The sequence below is a fragment of the Nisaea nitritireducens genome (genome assembly GCF_014904795.1).
GTDB classification, from domain to species: domain Bacteria; phylum Pseudomonadota; class Alphaproteobacteria; order Thalassobaculales; family Thalassobaculaceae; genus Nisaea; species Nisaea nitritireducens.
The window spans coordinates 1-19,024 of the sequence record NZ_JACZFS010000056.1 but is presented as its reverse complement, the minus strand read 5'-3'; the positions used below and the strand labels follow the sequence as shown (position 1 = coordinate 19,024).

Here is a 19,024-nt window from a genome sequence, read left to right as displayed (position 1 = left end):
CTCCAGATTTTACAGTCTCTTACAAGAACGCCGCCCCGATGGGCGGCGCAGATGGGATTATCCCAGACGTTTTTTGACCTCGGACACGACGGCATCGCTGGTGATGCCGAAATGTTTGTAGAGGTCGCCAGCTGGCGCGGATGCGCCGAATGAGTTCATGCCGACGAAGATACCGTCGAGCCCGATCAGGGCGTCCCAGCTTTGCTGGATACCGGCCTCGACCGCGACCATGAGTGTGCCGGAGCCGAGCACTTGCTTGCGGTAGTCGGCATCCTGAGCCTTGAAACGCTCGATGGATGGCATGGAAACCACGGCCGTGGCGACGCCATCGGCTTCCAGGGTCTTCTGGGCCTCCAGGGCGATCTCGATCTCGGAGCCGGTGGCGAGGATCGTCACCTTGCGATCACCGGACGCGTCGGAAAGGACGTAGCCGCCCTTGGCCGACAGGTTCTCAGAGGTGTCGCCGCTGCGCACCGTCGGCAGACCCTGGCGGGTCAGCGCGAGGACAGACGGGCGATGCTCGTCCTGCAGCGCGGCGAGCCAGCATTCGGCGGTCTCGATCGCATCCGCCGGGCGAAACACGTTCAGGTTCGGGATGGCCCGGAGCGCGGCCATATGCTCGACCGGCTGATGCGTCGGGCCGTCTTCGCCGAGACCGATGGAATCGTGGGTCATCACATAGATCACCCGAAGGCCCATCAGGGCGGAGAGACGGATCGACGGGCGGCAATAGTCGGTAAAGACCAGGAAGGTGCCGCCATAGGGGATCAGGCCGCCATGCAGGGCCATGCCGTTCATGGCAGCGGCCATGGCATGCTCACGCACGCCGTAATAGATGTAATGGCCGCCATAATTGTCGGCGCTGACCCCGTCCTGGCCACCAACCTTGGTGTTGTTGGAGCCGGTCAGGTCAGCCGAGCCGCCGACCAGAGCCGGGATCGCCGGTTGCAGCACTTCCAGTGTTTTCTGGGAAGCGACGCGGGTGGCGAGTTTCGGCTTTTCCTCGCCATGTTTGGCGATCAGGTCCTTGATGGCTTTTTCGGCACCGGCAGGCAGCTTGCCGGACAGAGCCGCATCAAAAGCTTTCCGGTTTCCGGCTTCAGCAGTGTCGTAGCGCTGGGTCCAGGCAATGTGAGCCTCGGCCCGTGCGGCACCGATGGCGCGCCAGGCTTTCAGCACATCCGCCGGAATTTCGAACGGAGCAGCGCTCCAGCCGAGATTTTCCCGGGCGCCGGCAATCTCGTCGGTGCCGAGCGGTGCGCCGTGGGAGGAGGACTTGCCTTCCTTGGTCGGCGCGCCGAAACCGATCTTGGTCCGGCAGGCGACGAGGGACGGCCGGTCATCCGCCTTCGCGGCTTCGATGGCGGCTGAAACAGCCTCGGCATCGTGACCGTCGACCTGGCTGACATGCCAGCCATAGGCCTCGAACCGCATCAGCTGATCGTCGGAGACCGACAGGTCGGTGGAGCCGTCGATGGAGATGCCGTTATCGTCGAACAGCACAACCAGCTTGCCGAGCTTCAGGTGGCCGGCCATGGAGGCGGCCTCGTGGCTGATACCTTCCATCAGGCAGCCGTCGCCGGCGATCGCGTATGTGTAGTGATCGACCAGATCGTCGCCGAAGCGGGCATTGTTCATGCGCTCGGCGAGTGCCATGCCGACCGCGTTGGCCAGACCCTGGCCGAGCGGGCCGGTCGTGGTCTCGACGCCGCTCGTATGGCCGTATTCCGGATGGCCCGGCGTCTTCGAGTCGAGCTGGCGGAAATTCTTGATCTCGTCCAGCGTGACGTCTTCATAGCCGGTCAGGTGCAGCAGAGAATAGATCAGCATCGAGCCGTGGCCGGCCGACAGTACGAACCGGTCGCGGTCCGGCCAGTTCGGCGCCTTCGGGTCGAAATTCAGGAACTCGGAAAACAGCACGGTCGCGACGTCGGCCATGCCCATCGGCATGCCGGGGTGGCCGGACTTGGCCTTTTCCACCGCGTCCATCGACAGGGCGCGGATGGCATTCGCGAGCATATCGTGCGAAACGGCGCTTTCGGTACCGTCGCTTGCAGCAGAAGATGTCGTGTTCATGAGCGTCAATCGTGTTCGGCGGCGCCCTTCTCCGGAACAGGGCCGGACGGGAGGCCGCAACTGATGAGCGGGGCGGGCGCAGGAACACCGTCTCAGCCCCTTAAAAGGCGCGGTGAAAATGCCGTCCCGCCTCGCGCGCGTCAACTCTGTAGTTTATGCGGGTTTTCCCGGTATGCCGGGGGACGTGCCAAGGGCGCGCGTTGACGCCTTGATATCCGGCTTTGTATGCTTCTGCCGCCGGGCGCGTGATGCCCGGAATCCAAAGTGTTGGAAGGATCGGACCGGATGTCCCGACTCGACGAAGCCGCCGCCCGTCTGGAAGCCGCCATCGAGCGGCTGGATTCGGCCGCTCACCATGCGGTCGAACTCAGTTCCCGGTCGGCCGAGCTGCAGGCCGAACTCGATGCGGCGAAAAAGGAATATGCCGAACTGTCCAAGGTCACCGATGAGGTCAGCGAGAAACTGGACAAGACCATCGGCCGCCTGAAATTCGTGCTGGAAGGATAGTTCATTGGCCCAGGTCGAAATCACCATCAACAGCAAGAATTACCGGATCGCCTGCGAAGACGGCCAGGAAAGCCGCATCGCCAGCCTCGCCGCCATGGTCGATTCCCATGTGAAGGATCTGGTCGATCAGATCGGTCAGATCGGCGATACAAGGCTGCTGGTCATGGCCTCCCTGCTGATCGCGGACGAACTCGTCGATCTGCGCGAGATCGAGCGGGAAGTCTCCACGGAGGGGGGCTCCGTGTCCCTCGGTGACGGCGAGGAAAAGATCGTCTCGGCCCTCAATGCGATGGCCGGACGGATCGAGAGCATTGCGGACCAGCTGGAACGCGCCTAGATATACCCGTGGACGGTGGCTGCGCGATTTGTCAGGTCACACAATCCCTGGGGCTATAATCGATCCTTCGGGAGCTGTCTCTGGCGGGGCCCTGGCCTCGTTATGCGGCGCCCACCTGCTTTGCAGGCCACAGAGGGTTACAACGGCCAACGGTCGAGGTGGCGCCGTCCGCATACCTCCAAAAATGAAAGCCGCTCGTGCCTGCATCCACGCCCCTCAATGACACTCTCGCCGCCGACAAAGCGGCCCTGCGCAGTGAGATCGAGGCAAAGCGCGGCATCGCGCATAACGCGCTGAGCGAGACTGCCGGCACAGCTATCCGCGATCTTTTTCTCGACGCCGCGCCGCGCGCCGACGCGCCTGTCATCGCTGGTTATTGGCCATTCCGGACAGAGATCGATCCGCGCCCGCTGATGACAGCCCTGCACGCGCTCGGCCATCGCATTGTGCTGCCGGTCGTCGTCCGGAAAGCCGCTCCCCTGAAATTCCGACTCTGGGGGCCAGGGGCACCTTTGGTGAAGGCGGGGCTGGGCGGTCTGGTCCCGGATATCGGGGCGCCGGAGCTTGAGCCCGACCTGCTGCTCGTTCCCATGCTCGCGTTCGACGATACCGGTTGCCGGCTCGGCTATGGCGGCGGCTTCTATGACCGTACGCTGGAACAATTGCGCGGCCTGAAATCCGTGCGAGCCGTCGGCGTTGCATACGAAGCGCAGCGGGTCCCGGCGGTGCCGCGCGAGGCGACGGACCAACGCCTTGACGCCATGCTGACGGAGACGGGCATGACCGAATTCGAAGGATCTTCCGCATGAGAGTGTTGTTTCTCGGCGACGTGGTCGGCCGGTCCGGACGCGAGGCGGTGCAGAATCACCTGCCGGAACTGCGCGAGCAGCTCGCCGTCGATTTCGCCATCGTGAACGGCGAGAATTCAGCCGGAGGTTTCGGTATCACGCCGGATATCGCCGAAGCGCTTTTCGATGCCGGTGCCGATGTCATCACCACCGGAAACCATGCTTTCGACAAGCGCGAGATCCTGACCTATTTCGACGCCGAGCCCCGTTTGCTGCGTCCGGCCAATTATCCCGCCGACACGCCAGGCAAGGGCAGCGGCCTGTTCCCGACGGCTGACGGCCGCTTCGTGCTCGTCGCCAATGTCATCCTCCGCCTGTTCATGGATACCAGCGACGATCCGTTCGTCGCCGCGGAGAAGATCGCCGAGGAATGCCCGCTCGGCTATGGCGCGGATTTCATCTTTATCGACATGCATGGCGAGGCGACGTCCGAGAAGCTGGCGCTCGGTCATTTTCTCGATGGCCGGATCAGCGCCATCGTCGGGACGCACACCCATATCCCGACGGCCGATCACATGATTCTCCCGGGCGGGACGGCCTATATGACCGATGCCGGGATGTGCGGCTCCTATGAGGGCGTTATCGGCATGCAGAAAGAGGCGCCGGTCGAGCGGTTCCTGTCCAAATGGGGACGGCCCCGGCTGGAAGTCGCCGAGGGCCCGGCGACAGTGTCCGGCCTGCTGATCGAAAGCGACGACGCCACAGGCCTCGCCACCCGCGTCGCCCCGGTCCGCCTCGGTGGTCTGCTTTCCGAGGCCTTTCCGGACTTCTGAGCCGCTCTTTCTACTGCTTGATCGAGCGTTTCTCCGGCGACATTAGACTGGCGACCTCCGCATCCGGCATGGCGTCTTCGGCGTAAGTGAATGTTCCGGTGTTGAGCGTTTCCTCTGCGGCTCGCTTCAGGGCACCAAGGGCAGCGCGGGCAAAGGAGCCGCCAACACTGATGCGGCGCACACCGGCCTCCGAAAGCTCGTCTACGGAGAAGGCCTTGCCTTGCAGGCCCATCACCACATTTACCGGTTTGTCGACTGCGCGGCAGACCGTTGCAATGGCGTCGATATCGGGCAGGCCCGGAGCGTAGAGAACATCCGCGCCAGCTTCCGAAAAGGCCTGGAGCCGGTCGATCGTGTCTACCAAATCTGGTTTACCCCAGAGATAGTTCTCAGCCCGTGCCGTGAGCAGGAACGAGCGGCCTTTCGCGGCTTCAGCCGCTGCCCTGACCCGTTCCGTGGCCTGGTGCAAGTCGTAGATCGGTGCGTCCGGATTGCCGGTCGCGTCCTCGATCGAGCCGCCAACCAGCCCGATATCCGACGCCAGCCTGATTGTTTCCGCACATGCTTCCGGGCCAGCGCCGAAGCCGTCCTCGAGATCGGCTGAAACCGGCAGGTCCGTCGCCGCGATAATGGCCGCCGCATTGGTTAGAATTTCCTCCCGGCTCAATCCGGCGAAGGAATCCCGCTTGCCGACGGAAAAGGCATATCCCGCACTGGTCGTCGCCAGCGCCGCGTACCCCAGATGCGTGAGAATGCGTGCCGAGCCGGCATCCCACGGGTTCGGCATGACGAATGCCCGGTCCCCGAAATGCAGGGATCTGAATGTTTCGAATTTCTCGGTCTGTGACGGCATTGTCTGTCTCCGATTGGCAGCGATCATCTTTATCATGATGCGAACAAATCAAGAACAAAAATAACCAAAAGAGATATTATGCCGTTCGTGCGCCGCACTTGACCCGGTAGCAGCTCCGGCGCATCGTTTCTGTCCTTCCAAGCGACCCTTGCGCTGCCCCGCCCTGAGACTTCCTGCCTTTCCGGGCCTGCATCCGGTCGAGAAAATGCGTCCAGGAGAGACTGCCATGTCGAATGCCGAGCTGATCTGGGATCTTGTCGATGAGCACCGCGAGACGTTCATCGAGCTGGCTGACCGGATCTGGGGCATGCCCGAGATCTGCTACACCGAATACCGCTCTGTCGAGGAGCACCGGAAGATGCTGGAACAGCAGGGCTTCCGCGTAACCGAGAACGTTGCCGGCATTCCGACCGCCGTGATGGGCGAGGCGGGCGAGGGCGGTCCGGTGATCGCCATCATGGGCGAATATGACGCGCTTCCGGGACTGAGCCAGGTCGCCAATATCGCCGAGCCGCAGCCGGTTGAAGAGGGCGGGCATGGCCATGGGTGCGGGCACAACCTGCTCGGCTCCGCCGCCATGCTGGCCGCGGCCGGTCTGAAGGATTGGCTGGAGAAGACGGGCACGCCGGGCCGGGTCCGGTATTACGGCTGTCCCGCCGAAGAGGGTGGTGCCGCCAAGGGCTTCATGGTCCGTGCCGGTGCCTTTGAAGATGTGGACGCGGCCGTCACCTGGCACCCCGCGGGCGTTACCAAGGTTCAGAAGGCGAATTCGCTGGCCAATACCCGGATCGACTTCTCCTTCACCGGACGCAGCAGCCATGCGAGCTCGGCGCCGCATCTTGGCCGCAGTGCGCTGGATGCCGTGGAACTGATGAATGTCGGCGTGAATTACATGCGCGAGCATATGCCGCCGGATGCCCGTATCCACTACGCGATGCTGGATGCCGGCGGTGTTGCGCCGAACGTGGTGCAGGGCTTCGCCAAGGTACGTTATGCCGTGCGGGCCGGAGAGCTGGCCTCCATGCAGACGCTTGTCGAACGGGTGAAAAAGGTTGCCGAGGGCGCAGCGCTCATGACCGAAACGAGCGTGACCGCCCAGATCGTCAGCGCCGTATCGAACATGCTCGACAACGAGCCGATGCGCAGGACCATGTTCGAGAATTTGCAGCGTCTCGGCCCTGTTCCTTTCGATGCCGACGACCGAAAATATGCCGCCGAAATCCAGGCGACCCTTTCGCCGGAAGATATCGGCAGCGAGTATCGCAAGGCCGGCGTCGAGGAACGGGAAGACACGCCACTGTGCGACTTCGTCGTGCCGTTCGATGCGCAAGGCGTCTCGATGCCCGGATCGACGGATGTGTCCGATGTCAGCTGGGCGGTGCCGACCATTGAGGCGCGGGTTGCCACCCATGCCATCGGCACGCCGGGACATTCCTGGCAGATCACGGCCCAGGGAAAGGCTCCCGCCGCGCACAAGGGCATGATCTATGCTGCCAAAGCGATGGCCGGGACTGCGGTCGATCTGGTTCGCGACGCTGACTTGCTGGCCGCTGCGAAGGCCGATCACGCCGCCCGTATGGCAAAGACGCCCTATCGGTGCCCAATCCCCGACGATGTGCAGCCGCCGATTCAGCCCCGGACGGAATAATCCGGCCAGCTCTTTTCACAGATCTATTCGCGGCTGCAATAGACAAAACCCGACGGAGCACTACACTCTTCGGCATCGCATTCGGGTAGTCCAATGCGCGGAATGGGACGGTTCGGATGAGCGTGACTCGTCAACTACTGATATTGCTTGTAGGGGCCGTCATTGTGGCCGGCGGATGGTTTTATCGCGGTCCCATTTTCGGCATCGAGGAAATGGCGGACGAACAAAGCGCGGGCAAGAAGAGCCGTGCGGCAGCCGTTGTCGTCGCCGATGTGAAATTCCTCAAGGAGAGGCTCCGGACCGAAGCCGTCGGAACCGCGCGCGCCTTTCAGTCCGCACGGCTGCATCCGGTCACGAACGGGCATGTGACCGGGGTGTCGGTTGCTACCGGCGCGAAGGTGGGCAAGGGCGAGGTCCTTCTCGAACTGGACCACAAGTCGGAGACGCTCGCCGTCGATCTGGCCCGTGTTCGCCTTGAGGCCGCTCAACGTATCGCCGAACGGCTGAGCAAGCTCCGCAGGAGCGGCGCCTCGACCCAGGCCGCGCTCGACGACGCTGTGACGGCGGTCGATGCTGCTAAGATCGAGCTTGAGCGGGCGCAGGTCGCGCTTGACGATCGTTATGTCCTGGCGCCGTTCTCCGGCCGTATCGGCATGACCGATATCGATGTGGGCGACCGGGTGGATACCAGCACCGAAATAGCGGTTCTCGACGACCGGTCGGCTTTGCTGATCCGCTTCGAGGTGCCGGAAGCCATGCATGGCAGGATTGCTGTCGGCGACCCGGTCGGCCTCGCTCTCTGGAGCGGAGAGTCAGGGCCGGTCGAGGATGGCACGATCTACGACACCGGAAGCCGGATCGACGAAGCGACGCGGACTTTCGTTGTGCGTGCGCGGATTCCAAATCCTGATGATCGGTTTCGCCCCGGTATGAGTTTCCGGGTCACGCTTGATGTCGAGGGACCGGAGCGCGCAAGCGTGCCCGAGGTGGCAATCCAGTGGGGTGGCGACGGATCCTTTGTCTGGGCGATTTCCAATGGCGTCGCCAGGCGTCTGCCGGTCTCCATTGTCCAGCGGCAGGCTTCGACCGTGCTGCTCAACGGTGCGTTCGAGCAGGGCGACAAGGTTGTGACCCAGGGGCTGCATCGCATGCGCGAAGGCACCAAGGTCGAGATCCTGCCGGGAGCCGGCCCTGAAGCTGCACCGGTCAAGGCGTATCAGGACGCGACCACATCATGACGACGAACGGAGGCCCATCCTCCTCCCCGTCCCCGTTACAAAACGATCTGCCATCCATCAGCGTCCGCCGTCCCTGGCTGGCGCTTGTCCTCAATCTTCTCATCGCTCTCGCCGGCGTCGCGGCGATTATGGCGGTGGAAGTGCGCGAGCTGCCGAATGTGGATCGGCCGGTCGTTTCCGTTCGCGGCATTCTCGACGGTGCCTCGCCGGAGACCATGGACAGTGAGGTCACAAGTCTGGTCGAAGGCGCGGTCGCCCGGGTCAACGGGGTAAAGCGTATCCGCTCCTCGAGCGAGGAGAACAATTTCCGTCTGCATGCGGAGTTCAGCCCCTCGGCTGATCTCGATGTGGCCGCGTCCGATATCCGCGAGGCGGTGAGCCGCGTTCAACGTGAGTTGCCGGAGAATGTCGAGCAACTGACCGTCATCAAGGCCGACGCGGATGCGAGCCCGGTGATGCGGCTCGCCGTATTCGGGCACGGTCTGACGGAAGAGGAGCTGGCGCATGTCGTCGAAACGGACGTCATCCCGGAGCTGATCTCTATCGACGGCGTTGCCGACGTGACCCAGTACGGGGACCGGGCGCGCTTGCTGCGGGTCGTGCTCGACCCGATGCGGCTGAGCGCTTTCGCATTGTCCGTCGCCGATGTCATTGCCGTGCTGCAAAGCGCTCCGTTCGATATCCCCGCAGGCAGCTTCGCGTCGACGGACCAGGAGTTGCTGGTGCGCGCGAACGCGACGGTGGAGTCGGCGAGAGAGGTCGAGGACATCATCATCCGGGGCGCTGTCCGGATCGGGGACGTGGCCCAGGTCTTCTTCGGGCCGGAAGATCCCGAGAGCCTGGTCCGGGTGAATGGCGAGGAGGTGATCGGTCTCGGCGTCATCCGGCAGGCGCAATCCAACACCATCGAGATTTCGGAGAATGTCGCCAAGGCCATTGCCGGTCTGAACCGGCGCTTCGACAAGATCGAGGTCATGGTGACGTCAGACGATGCGCTCTTTATCGAAGGCTCGGTCTCGGAGGTTCTGTTCAGCCTGCTGCTCGCGGTCCTGATCGTCATCGTGACGCTCTGGGTCTTCCTCGGCTCTCCCGCCGCGACGCTGATCCCGTGCGTTTCCATTCCGGTCGCGCTGGTCGGATCGGTTGCCGCGATCTGGGCCTTCGGCTTCTCGATCAATATCCTGACCTTGCTGGCTCTGGTTCTGGCAACAGGCCTGATCGTCGATGACAGCATTGTCGTGCTTGAGAATATCCAGCGCCGCCGCGCCCAGGGGCTTGGTGGCAGGGCTGCGGCCGTCCTCGGCACGCGCCAGGTTTATTTCGCGGTAATCGCGACGACCGCGACCCTGATCTCCGTCTTCGTGCCGATCTCCTTCCTGCCGAGCACGGCCGGGCGGCTGTTCCGCGAGTTCGGTTTTGTCCTCGCCATCGCGGTGATGATCTCGTCCTTCGTGGCGCTGACCCTGGTGCCGGCGCTTGCGGCACGGCTCGCGGATGCGGGACCAGACCGCCTTGGGCTGAGAACGGTGATGGGGCGGATCGGAGATTCATTCGCGAGGTTCTACGGCGTCACGCTGAGGGGAGCTCTTTCGGCCCCGATCCTTGTCATAGCCGTGTCGCTGGCTCTCGCCGGTGGCGCCTGGCTCACCTTCAATATTCTCGACCAGGAATTGCTCCCGTCGGAGGATCGCGGGCGGATCTATATCCGCGGAGACGGGCCGGACGGTGTGGGTCTCGAATACAGCAACAAGCAGGCCGACCTGATGGAGGCCATCCTGCAGCCCTATGTCGATAGCGGGGAGATCAGCTCGATTTTCACCATCGTCGGGCGCTGGGATTTGAACCGGACCTTCATCTCCGCGCCGCTTGCACCGTGGGACGAGCGCAGCCGGTCGCAGCAGGAAATCCTGTCCGAGATACGCAAGAAGATGAGCCAGATCCCGGGCGTCCGGGTCCGGGCCTATAGTCCGAACAGCCTCAATCTCCGCTCCGCCGGAAGCGGCGTTGAAGTGGCGCTCGTTGGCAACGACTATCTGCGGCTCTATGAGGTTGCGAAGACACTGGCGCGCGCGATCGAGGACCGGCTGCCGGACCTGTCCGACGTGCGGATTTCCTATCAGCCGACGCAGCCGCAGCTTTCGATCAATATCGACCGCCGCCGGGCCTCCGATCTCGGTGTCAGTCTGGAGGATCTCTCGGATGTTCTGCAGGTCACTATCGACGGACTGGAAATCGCCGATCTGAACGTGCGGGATGAGTCCATCCCGATCCGCCTTGAAGCCATTGGCGGCGCGATAGACGATCCGACCGATCTGACGAACCTCTATGTCCGGACCAGCCAGGGCAAACTCATCCCGATCTCCAGTCTGGTGACCATGAAAGAGGAAGGCGTGGCGGCCGAGCTGGACCGGCATGTCCAGCGCCGCGCGGTGGAGCTGGATGCGGACCTCAAGCCCGGCCTGCCTTTAAGCGCCGCAATTCATGACGTTCAAAGGCTCGCGGACGAGATCCTGCCCGACGATGTGAGCCTGGTCCTGCTGGGCGAGGCGGAAGCGCTGGAGGAAACTTCGAACGAGGTCGCGATCACCTATGCCATCGCAATGATCGTGGTGTTCCTTGTCCTGGTGGCCCAGTTCGAGAGCCTGACCAGTGCGGCTATCGTGGTGCTGACCGTCCCCTTCGGGATTGCGGCGGCGATCTACGCGCTGCTGCTGACCGGCACTTCGGTCAATATTTACAGCCAGATCGGTCTCGTGATGATGATCGGGCTGATGGCGAAAAACGGCATCCTCGTGGTCGAGTTCGCGGATCAGCTTCGCGACAGAGGCTTCGGAGTGCGTCAGGCGGTCGAACGGGCGGCTCTCGTTCGCCTCCGCCCGATCGCCATGACGATGATCTCGACTATTCTTGGCGGCCTGCCGCTGATCCTGAGCACAGGCCCAGGGGCCGAGGCGCGGGGCGCCATCGGCTGGGTCGTGTTCGGCGGCCTCGGGCTGGCGGCGGCCTTCACCCTTTACCTGACCCCGGTGATCTATATCGCTCTGGCCAACCTGTCCGCGGCCCGTGCCGATGCCGCGGAGAAGCTGGATCGTGAGCTCGAAGAGGCCAAGGGCATCCGGGATGTCGCCGAAGCCGAGGAACAGCCCGCCGAGTAATCAGGCTCAGTCTGTTTTTGCAGGCTCCTGGTGCTCTGGCTGTAATGCCCTTGCTTCGTCCAGCGACAGTTTCACCACCTGCTCGCCGTCCAGATAAAGGAAGTTCAGCCTGTCCTGCTGGGAAGCCATTTTTGCCGGCAGCGGGGCATAGCGGAATGATCCGCCCCCCAGAACCGGCGTCACGCTGCCGAGATTTGTTTCCCGGCTTTGCTCCACCCGGAGCAGATGCAGCACGTTGCCGCCGTCCTGTTTTCCGCTCCCCCGCTTCCCGCTGAAGGGAATGTTGGCGAGACGCAGGAAGCTGGTCGGGTCGCTCGACGCATGGAAGCCCTCGACAAAAGCCTGCTCGACCAGATCGAGATCCTTCCGCTCGTCGCTGATCTCCGGATCGTGGCCGTGATCGTGGGCGTCGTGTGGCAGATGCGGCGTCTGCCACTGGCTTGCCGCTTGCGGCGGGCTGTTATGCCCGTGCCCGTGATCATGGGGATGGTCGTGCGCATGATCGTGCGCGTGATCGTGGTGGTGGTGCGGATGATGGTGATGGCTGTGCATCTTCATGTTCTCCCCGCCTCTCAGTAGCTGACCGGCTTGTCGATGATCCCCTTGTGGGAGCCCATCTTGCCATGTGCCACGAGCGAGCCCAGCGCCTCGACGGCGACCCGGCAGCCGAGCAGGGCGGTGATGTCCGATGTGTCGTAGGGCGGGCTGACCTCGACCACCTCGAGGCCGCAAATCCCTTCGGCGGCGATCAGGCCAAGCAGCTTCAGCGCCTCGCGCGGCAGGAAGCCGCCCGGCTCCGGCCAGCCTGTGCCCGGCACGAAGCCGCAATCGATGCTGTCGATATCGAAGGAGAGATAAACCGCGTCCGCGTCCTTCCAGGCGAGTTCCAGCGCGATCTCCGCTGTGCGCTCCAGGCCGAGCTGCTCGATATCGTTGATGGTGAGGACGTTGGTATTTTTCTTGTAGGCCTGCTTCACGCCGGGGCGCGGGACCTGCCAGCCGCCGATGCCGAGCTGCACCAGATTGGTTGCCGGCACGTTGTCCATCTCCGTCGCCCAGTACCAGGGAGTGGTGTGCATGCGTTCGTCCAGATCTTTTTCCTGGATGTCGATATGCCGGTCGAAATGGATGATGCCGATGCGTTTCGAGGTGCATTGCGCGATGCCGCGCACGCAGGGAAAGCCGATGGAATGATCGCCGCCCAGCATGATCGGCAGGGCACCGGAGGAGAAGATGTGGGAGACGCCCTTCGTGATCTGGTCGAAGCTCTTTTCCAGATTGGCCGGAATCGTGAAAACGTCCCCCGCGTCGCACAGGGTCATCTGCTCGCGCAGATCGACGCCCAGCTCGTAATTGTAGGGCGTGTAGAGCGCGGAAATGCGCCGGATGCCTTGTGGGCCGAAGCGGGTACCGGGGCGGTAGGTGGTCCCGGAATCGAAGGGAATGCCGACGACTGCGGCATCATACTTCGCCACGTCGCGGACATTCTCTACGTAAGGAGCTTTCAGGAACGTATTGATGCCGGCGAAATGCGGGAGCTCGCCGCGCGAGAAAGTCGGGATTGACTTGTCCGTCAGGCTGTCCGAGCCGGGCAGACCCATCTCGAGCGCCCATTTCTGTTCCTGGCGCCAGCCATCGGCTGAAAGTTCGGCCTCGGCTTCCAGAGCCTTCCAGCCCTGCATGTCGCGTTTGTTGAAGTCGGGATGGTGATGCCGCCGGTCCTGTTTCAAGGGCAGAGGCACGCCCGCCATGCGGTCGGAGCGCCGGTCAGCCAGCTTCAGCATTGGGATCATCCTTTTCGATATTGTCGGGAAAGGCGGTGCCGTCGACGCTCAGGTCGTAGGTCACCGTGGCGCCGTAGGCGTCGGGGAATTGCGGGTCGGTGCGGACCTTGTCGAAGGTCAGCACACGGGTGCTCAGTTTGAAGGCTTCGGAGATGTCGTGCGTGACCATGAAGACGGTCATGCCGTGTTCGCGCCAGAGTTCCAGCAGCAGGTCGTGCATCTCCAGACGGACACCGGGGTCGAGCGCGCCGAACGGCTCGTCCAGCAGCAGCATGCGGGGCCGTTTCATCAGCGCCTGCGCGATGGCGAGGCGTTGCTGCATGCCGCCGGAGAGTTGCGCCGGATAGCGATCCCGAGCCGGGTCGAGGCCGGTCCGGTCCAGCAACTGGTCGGCCATCCGCTCGGCCTCCCGGCGCCGGGTACCGAAGGCGCGGCCGAGAAACGGGCTGCCTTCGAAATCATGGGCCAGCAGCAGGTTCTCGCGGGCGGTCAGATGGGGGAAAACGGAATAGCGCTGAAAAACGATGCCGCGTTCCGTACTTGGCTCGTTCGGCAGGGGAACGCCATCCAGCAGTAATTCCCCCCGGCTGGGCGCTTCCTGGCCGAGCAGGATGCGCAGGAATGTGGACTTGCCGCAGCCGGACGGGCCGACAATGCCGCAGAAACAGCCTTCCTTGATGTCGAGCGAGATCCGCTCCAGCACGGGAACGCCGCCATAGTCCTTTTCGAGGTTACGGATTGTCAGCATCAGAGACCGCCCCCGCCGAGATGGGCCCAGCGGAAAAACCGCCGGGAGGACAGCATGAGGGCTCGGTCGAGCAGGAAGGCGATCAGGGTGATCCAGGCGACATAGGGCAGGATCACGTCCATAGCGAGGTAACGCCGGACCAGGAAGATCCGGTAGCCGAGCCCTTCGGTGGAGGCGATGGCTTCGGCGGAGATCAGGAAGATCCAGGCCGGTACAAGGCCGAGCCGGATGGCGACCACCAGTTTTGGCCAGATCTGTGGCAGCACGACCCGCAGGATGATCTGCCAGGTCGAGGCGCCGAGGGTCTGGGCCTTCACCAGCAGTTCGACCGGTAGCTCGGAGACGGCAAGGGCAATCGCCCGGGTCATCACCGGCGCCGTGCCGATGATGATCAGGGCGATCTTGGATGCTTCGCCGAGTCCGACCGCGATGAACAGGATCGGCAGCACGGTAATCGGCGGGATCAGCGAGAAGGTTGCGATGAACGCGTTCAGCAGCCCTCGGATTTTCGGGATCAGGCCGATCGGCACGCCGAGCAGGAGAGCGAGGAGGGCAGAGATGCCGATACCCAAGGCAAGACGGGCAAGGCTCGCCGCCGTGTCCGCCCAGAGCAGCAGGGAGCCCGACCGCCGGTCCGGCTGTGTTGCCATGCGCCAGAAGGCTTCCGCCATGGAGGCGAAGGACGGCAGCAGCTTGTCCGACGGATTGACGGCGAGGCGTGCACCGCTCGCCGACACGTAGGCGATAATGACGATGGCAAACGGGATCGCGGCCAGCAGGAAGCCGGCCGGCCGCGAGACCTTCTGGTTGATGAGACGCACCGGGGCTGCCCCGGAGGCCGCCTAGAGCTTTCCGGCGGCCGCCATCTCCATATAGGCGGGATCGAAGCGCAACTTGATGTTTGCCGTGTCGCCCAGGGTCTTGCCGCCCGGGAATTCGATGCCGACGAAATCGACGCTGGGTGCGCCTTCCCCGAGGATACCCTTCTCGAACAGGAACTGGCGGACGAACTCCATCGTCGTGATCAGTTTCGGGTCCTTGGTGAAGGCGACGGCTTCGGCCGGTGTGTAGAACATCGCGGTGGAAGCGAGTTGGGAGTCGTAACCCGCGAGATTGGTGCCGGAAGCCTTGGCCATCGCGGTCCGCATATCCATGCCTGCGGAGTCGCTCTTCGACATGATGGCCATCATCTCGTACCAGGCGCCAACCAACGCTTTGCCGAAGTCCGGATTGTCCTTCAGAACCTCGGTATTGACCATCATGATGTCGATGATTTCGCCCGGGGTCTGGCTGGAATCGAACACCTTGTAGGATTCCGGCATACCGGCGATCTCGGACAGCAGCGGGTTCCAGGTGACCACGGCGGTCACGTCCGGCGTGCTATAGGCGGCGACCATATCGGCGTCGGATGTGTTGACGACGGTGATGTCCTTCTCGGACAGGCCGATACCGTCCAGACCGCGCACCAGCAGATAGTGCGAGACGGAGAGTTCGACCAGATTCACGGTCTGGCCCTTGATATCCGCGAGAGCCTTCGCACCCTTCAGGACGATGCCGTCATTGCCGTTGGAATAGTCGCCGATGATCAGTGCGGTGGTGTCGACGCCACCGCCTGACGGGATCGAGAGCGCGTCCATATTGGTCATGGAGCAGCCGTCGAACTCACCTGCCGTGTACTGGTTGATTGACTCGATATAGTCGTTGATCTGCACGATATCGACATTGATGCCGTACTTGTCGGCCCATTTCTTCATCAGGCCGGAATTCTGGATTTCGCCCCAGGGCATCCATCCGACATAGATCGACCAGCAGACCTTGAAGTCTTTCTTCGGCGCGGCCTCGGCAGCAGGCGCCGAGAGCAGAAGGGTTGCGGCGAACGCAGCAGGAAGGAATTTCAGAAGGGATTTACGGAACATGCGACGGCTCCTTTCAAGAACGATGGATCAAAGCTCCCCCAAGGAGCCATGGTCGTCTTGGCCGCCGAGCACATAACCGAGAGAGATTTGCGCTCAGCAAACCTGTGCAGTGATCTCCCGGGATTTTGCCCCGCCGTGTCTCCGGCTATGTCAGTTTGCCGGATTGCATCTCTCGGACCAGCGCCGCGATTTGCGGCCGGAACCCTAGACGCGCTGCACAATCATTGATCTGCATGGCGCGTGCCAAAGCTCATGTATCTCTTAAGGTGTTGAAATATCGAAAAACAGCTGTGCACGCGTGCTGGTCGAGTGGTCATGGGGCGCTGCATTTTTCATCAAGGCTATGCTGCGTTGCCCAAATTGGAGGCAGCGATGGCGCGTTGACCGACGTGCCGTACGCGGTCAGAGAAACCGGTTGATGCCCCAGAACACGGTGGCGGCGATCAGGCCGGCGGCTGGGAAGGTGATGACCCAGACTGCGAGAATGCGGATGGCGTCCTCGCGCCGGATCAGCAGGCGCTGTTTCTTCTTAGTCGCGCCATCTTCGAGAACCCGTTTTTCCAGGTCGCGCCGGGTCTGATATTCACGGAAGATGCCGATCCCGAAGATGGCGCCGACGGCGATCTGCGTGGTGCTGACCGGCAGGTCTATCCAGGAGGCTGCGGTAACGGTCGAAGCCGTTGCCATGGCAATGGCATAGGCCCGAACCGGGGTGATCTTGGTGATACGGGTCGCCACGACCCGCACCATGCCGGAGCTGAAAAACAGCAGGCCGACGGAAAGCCCAAGTGCGCCGAGCACAAACACCCAGATCGGGATATCGAGCGACAGGCTGAGATCGGACGTCTTCTGCACATGCAGGATCGCAGTCACCGGTCCCGCGATGTTGGCTATGTCGTTGGCGCCGTGGGAGAAGGCGAGAAAGCCGCCGGCGACGATCAGGGGGACACGGAACAGCACCTGCACGGTCTGGTTCCGGTTGGCCAGCCCCATGGAACTGCGGCGGATATAGGGGCCGGACGCTGCCAGTGCGGCGATGAAGGCGGCCAGCACGGTGGTGATCAGAACCGGCGTGGTCGGGCGCCAGACATTGGCCAGCCCTTTTGCGATCAGGTAGAGCGTGAAGAGAGCGGCCATGGCGGCGATCAGGATCGGGATCCAGGTGCGGGCGGCTCTCACCTTGTTCTGGACGCCAAGCAGTTCCGACCTGATGAAGGTGAAAATCAGAACGGCGACGGCGGCGCTGACCATCGGGGAGAGAAACCAGCCGAGCGTGATCAGGGAGATTTCCGGCCAGGCGACGGCATCGGCGCCGATTGCGAAGACCGCTACACCCACGATACCGCCGATGATGGCGTGGGTCGTCGAGATCGGCGCCCGGAGCAGGTTGGCGGCATTGATCCAGAGGGCGGCGGCAACAAGGGCCGAGAGCATGCCGATGACGAATTGCACGGGGTCGTGGACCATATCCTGATCGACGATGCGATAGGCAATCCGACCGGCGACATGCTCACCGGCAAGCAGGGCTCCGGCGGTTTCGGCGACAGCGGCGAGCAGGAGGGCGGCTCCCAGCGGCAGAGCGCGCGCGCCGACCATCGGGCCGACGGAATTCGCAACATCGTTGGCGCCGACATTCAGGGCCATATAGCCACCGGCGAGAGCCACGCAGGCCGAGAAGACGGCGTCCTGGGGACTGCCGAAGAAATAGCCGATGAGCAGTGCTATGCAGGCAAAAGCAACCGCAAGCAGACCTTGCCGGAAGGACAACGTGACCGGTTGGCCGATGACGCCGCCAAACGCGCCGCGCCCGAGAGCCTTCTGAAGATTGGAGATATCAAGCTGCATGTAATTGGCCCGGTCGAGCGCTGCCCGTTAAGTGAAGCGGGGACGCCTGGATGCCACAGTATGAGTCAGTGGAACGGTGAGGAAAAGCACTAGTCGGAAGATGTGGGTTCTGAGGAACCGGCCAAGGCGGCTTCAACCTCCGGACGTCGCGGCATCGGGCCGACCGCGCCGAAGCCCCGGGTCGACAATGCGGCCGCCATATTGGCATGACGTCCCGCCGCGAACGGATCACCGGTCCGGAGATATTCGGCCAGAAAGCTGCCGTCGAACGTATCGCCGGCTCCGGTGGCATCCCTGGCGTCGGTCGCATGTCCCGGAAGCCGCCTCCGGTCTGTCGCGGTGGCAATCAGGCTGCCTTCTGCACCGAGGGTGAGGGCGACGATTCCGGCACCGAGATTGAGATAGAAATCTGCGATGGCATCGGGATCGCTCTTCCCGGTCAGAAGGGTCGCGTCGTCCAGGCCGGGCAGGGCGATATCGGCGTCAGCCATCGCGGCATGGGTCAGGGCCCGGGCCCGGTCCAGCGGCCAGAGCTTCAGCCGCAGGTTGGGGTCGACCGAGACCTTGACACCGGCTTCCTTCGCAAGCGCGATCGCTGCGAACACGGTGTCAGCGGCGCTGTCGGAAATCGCCATGCTGATACCGGAGAGGTGCAGGACCTTGGCGTCCCGGATCATCTCGCGCGGCAGAAAGCCCGGAGTCATCAGGCTCGCTGCCGATCCGGCGCGGTGATAGCTGAAGCGGTGTCCGTCCGGGCCGTGTGTGACGAAATAAATCCCCGTGTGACCGTCCGCGCAGGTTTCGACCCCGCGCGTGTCGATGCCTTCGTTCTTCCAAAGCTCCATGAAGCTCTCGCCGAACGTATCGCGGCCGATCCGGGTGAGATAGCCGACAGAGGCACCCTGCCGGGCGGCGGCCACGGCGACGTTCGAGGTGTCGCCACCATGCCCGGCGAGATAGCGTTCGTCCGGCTGTTGATTGAATTCCAGCATCGGCTCTCCGAGGCAGAGAAGATCGGGAAAGCCGGTCATGAATTTACCGAGGCGAAAGCCTGGGCGACGGCCTCCCGGATCGGTCCTGGGTCGTTGGCCTTCAGGGCAGGGATAGAGACGAGTTCGCCGCCCATGCCGAGGCAGAGTGCGCCGGCATCGAGATAGGCCTTCGCCGTTTCCGGCGAAACGCCGCCCGTCGGCATCAAGGGGATTTCCGGGTAGACCGATTTCACGGCCTTGAGGAAACCGGGGCCGCCGCATTCCCGCGCCGGGAAGATCTTCACGATGGCCGCACCGGCGGGCC

16 protein-coding genes, 1 other RNA gene, 1 pseudogene and 1 riboswitch are annotated in these 19,024 nt (G+C 63.2%); of the genes and pseudogenes, 8 read left to right on the top strand and 10 right to left on the bottom strand.

Annotation, left to right across the window (positions count from 1 at the left end; all coding sequences use genetic code 11):
- Nucleotides 1–57: 57 nt before the first annotated feature.
- Nucleotides 58–2,076, bottom strand: coding sequence for a transketolase (tkt, locus tag IG629_RS18285; protein ID WP_193173364.1), 2,019 nt, complete (start codon nt 2,074–2,076; stop codon nt 58–60).
- 285 nt (nt 2,077–2,361) lie between these two features.
- Here tkt and IG629_RS18280 point away from each other — a divergent pair, with 285 nt between their 5' ends.
- From IG629_RS18280 to IG629_RS18260, 5 genes are all read left to right on the top strand, one after another.
- Complete coding sequence (locus tag IG629_RS18280; RefSeq protein ID WP_193173363.1) at nt 2,362–2,583, top strand: hypothetical protein; 222 nt, start codon at nt 2,362–2,364, stop codon at nt 2,581–2,583.
- 4 nt (nt 2,584–2,587) lie between these two features.
- Entirely contained in the window at nt 2,588–2,920 is a 333-nt protein-coding gene (locus tag IG629_RS18275; protein WP_028467688.1) for a cell division protein ZapA, read from the top strand.
- A gap of 13 nt (nt 2,921–2,933) precedes the next feature.
- A non-coding RNA gene (ssrS, locus tag IG629_RS18270) (6S RNA) lies at nt 2,934–3,089 on the top strand.
- A gap of 28 nt (nt 3,090–3,117) precedes the next feature.
- On the top strand, nt 3,118–3,729 hold the full coding sequence (locus tag IG629_RS18265) for a 5-formyltetrahydrofolate cyclo-ligase (protein WP_193173362.1): 612 nt from the start codon (nt 3,118–3,120) through the stop codon (nt 3,727–3,729).
- The gene (locus IG629_RS18260) at nt 3,726–4,541 is read left to right on the top strand and encodes a TIGR00282 family metallophosphoesterase (RefSeq protein ID WP_028467690.1); all 816 of its coding nucleotides are present in this window, start codon (nt 3,726–3,728) and stop codon (nt 4,539–4,541) included. The genes IG629_RS18265 and IG629_RS18260 overlap by 4 nt, the downstream gene beginning before the upstream one ends.
- Before the next feature lie 10 nt (nt 4,542–4,551).
- On the opposite strand, the gene IG629_RS18255 is transcribed toward IG629_RS18260, so the two are convergent.
- The gene (locus tag IG629_RS18255) at nt 4,552–5,394 is read right to left on the bottom strand and encodes an isocitrate lyase/PEP mutase family protein (protein WP_193173361.1); all 843 of its coding nucleotides are present in this window, start codon (nt 5,392–5,394) and stop codon (nt 4,552–4,554) included.
- A gap of 226 nt (nt 5,395–5,620) precedes the next feature.
- Here IG629_RS18255 and IG629_RS18250 point away from each other — a divergent pair, with 226 nt between their 5' ends.
- The 3 genes from IG629_RS18250 to IG629_RS18240 all read left to right on the top strand — a co-directional run bounded on the left by IG629_RS18250 (nt 5,621) and on the right by IG629_RS18240 (nt 11,435).
- A complete protein-coding gene (locus tag IG629_RS18250; protein WP_193173360.1) occupies nt 5,621–7,042 on the top strand; it encodes a M20 family metallopeptidase in 1,422 nt (473 codons plus the stop codon).
- A 116-nt stretch (nt 7,043–7,158) separates the two neighbouring features.
- Nucleotides 7,159–8,280 carry an efflux RND transporter periplasmic adaptor subunit gene (locus tag IG629_RS18245; RefSeq protein WP_193173359.1) on the top strand — a complete coding sequence of 374 codons (1,122 nt, stop codon included), beginning with the start codon at nt 7,159–7,161 and terminating at the stop codon, nt 8,278–8,280.
- Nucleotides 8,277–11,435 (top strand): efflux RND transporter permease subunit, encoded by a 3,159-nt coding sequence (locus IG629_RS18240; protein ID WP_193173358.1) that lies wholly within the window; start codon nt 8,277–8,279, stop codon nt 11,433–11,435. The genes IG629_RS18245 and IG629_RS18240 overlap by 4 nt, the downstream gene beginning before the upstream one ends.
- Nucleotides 11,436–11,441: 6 nt before the next feature.
- Here IG629_RS18240 and IG629_RS18235 read toward each other — a convergent pair whose 3' ends face one another.
- The 8 genes and pseudogenes from IG629_RS18235 to IG629_RS18200 form a co-directional block, all read right to left on the bottom strand.
- Nucleotides 11,442–11,993, bottom strand: a complete 552-nt coding sequence (locus IG629_RS18235; protein ID WP_226886913.1) for a hypothetical protein — start codon at nt 11,991–11,993, stop codon at nt 11,442–11,444.
- Between the two features lie 14 nt (nt 11,994–12,007).
- Nucleotides 12,008–13,219: an agmatinase family protein gene (locus tag IG629_RS18230; protein ID WP_193173357.1), complete on the bottom strand. Its 1,212-nt coding sequence runs from the start codon at nt 13,217–13,219 to the stop codon at nt 12,008–12,010.
- The gene (locus tag IG629_RS18225; RefSeq protein ID WP_193173356.1) at nt 13,203–13,967 is read right to left on the bottom strand and encodes an ABC transporter ATP-binding protein; all 765 of its coding nucleotides are present in this window, start codon (nt 13,965–13,967) and stop codon (nt 13,203–13,205) included. The genes IG629_RS18230 and IG629_RS18225 overlap by 17 nt, the downstream gene beginning before the upstream one ends.
- Nucleotides 13,967–14,788 carry an ABC transporter permease gene (locus IG629_RS18220; protein ID WP_193173355.1) on the bottom strand — a complete coding sequence of 274 codons (822 nt, stop codon included), beginning with the start codon at nt 14,786–14,788 and terminating at the stop codon, nt 13,967–13,969. Before IG629_RS18220 ends, IG629_RS18225 begins: the two co-directional genes overlap by 1 nt.
- Nucleotides 14,789–14,809: 21 nt before the next feature.
- Complete coding sequence (locus IG629_RS18215) at nt 14,810–15,883, bottom strand: putative urea ABC transporter substrate-binding protein (protein WP_193173354.1); 1,074 nt, start codon at nt 15,881–15,883, stop codon at nt 14,810–14,812.
- 112 nt (nt 15,884–15,995) lie between these two features.
- Nucleotides 15,996–16,102, bottom strand: a riboswitch (guanidine-I (ykkC/yxkD leader).
- Nucleotides 16,103–16,285: 183 nt separating this feature from the next.
- Nucleotides 16,286–17,728 carry an inorganic phosphate transporter gene (locus IG629_RS18210; RefSeq protein ID WP_193173353.1) on the bottom strand — a complete coding sequence of 481 codons (1,443 nt, stop codon included), beginning with the start codon at nt 17,726–17,728 and terminating at the stop codon, nt 16,286–16,288.
- Nucleotides 17,729–17,817: 89 nt separating this feature from the next.
- Entirely contained in the window at nt 17,818–18,759 is a 942-nt protein-coding gene (locus IG629_RS18205) for a sugar kinase (RefSeq protein WP_193173352.1), read from the bottom strand.
- Nucleotides 18,756–19,024: pseudogene (locus tag IG629_RS18200) on the bottom strand (hypothetical protein); the annotation flags it as partial. The pseudogene IG629_RS18200 and the gene IG629_RS18205, both read right to left, overlap by 4 nt.

Coding starts and splice junctions, on each gene's coding strand:
- tkt (WP_193173364.1), bottom strand. CDS start 2,076: ATGAACACGACATCTTCTGCTGCAAGCGACGGTACCGAAAGCGCCGTT.
- IG629_RS18280 (WP_193173363.1), top strand. CDS start 2,362: ATGTCCCGACTCGACGAAGCCGCCGCCCGTCTGGAAGCCGCCATCGAG.
- IG629_RS18260 (WP_028467690.1), top strand. CDS start 3,726: ATGAGAGTGTTGTTTCTCGGCGACGTGGTCGGCCGGTCCGGACGCGAG.
- IG629_RS18255 (WP_193173361.1), bottom strand. CDS start 5,394: ATGCCGTCACAGACCGAGAAATTCGAAACATTCAGATCCCTGCATTTC.
- IG629_RS18250 (WP_193173360.1), top strand. CDS start 5,621: ATGTCGAATGCCGAGCTGATCTGGGATCTTGTCGATGAGCACCGCGAG.
- IG629_RS18245 (WP_193173359.1), top strand. CDS start 7,159: ATGAGCGTGACTCGTCAACTACTGATATTGCTTGTAGGGGCCGTCATT.
- IG629_RS18240 (WP_193173358.1), top strand. CDS start 8,277: ATGACGACGAACGGAGGCCCATCCTCCTCCCCGTCCCCGTTACAAAAC.
- IG629_RS18235 (WP_226886913.1), bottom strand. CDS start 11,993: ATGAAGATGCACAGCCATCACCATCATCCGCACCACCACCACGATCAC.
- IG629_RS18230 (WP_193173357.1), bottom strand. CDS start 13,219: ATGCTGAAGCTGGCTGACCGGCGCTCCGACCGCATGGCGGGCGTGCCT.
- IG629_RS18225 (WP_193173356.1), bottom strand. CDS start 13,967: ATGCTGACAATCCGTAACCTCGAAAAGGACTATGGCGGCGTTCCCGTG.
- IG629_RS18215 (WP_193173354.1), bottom strand. CDS start 15,883: ATGTTCCGTAAATCCCTTCTGAAATTCCTTCCTGCTGCGTTCGCCGCA.
- IG629_RS18210 (WP_193173353.1), bottom strand. CDS start 17,728: ATGCAGCTTGATATCTCCAATCTTCAGAAGGCTCTCGGGCGCGGCGCG.
- IG629_RS18205 (WP_193173352.1), bottom strand. CDS start 18,759: ATGACCGGCTTTCCCGATCTTCTCTGCCTCGGAGAGCCGATGCTGGAA.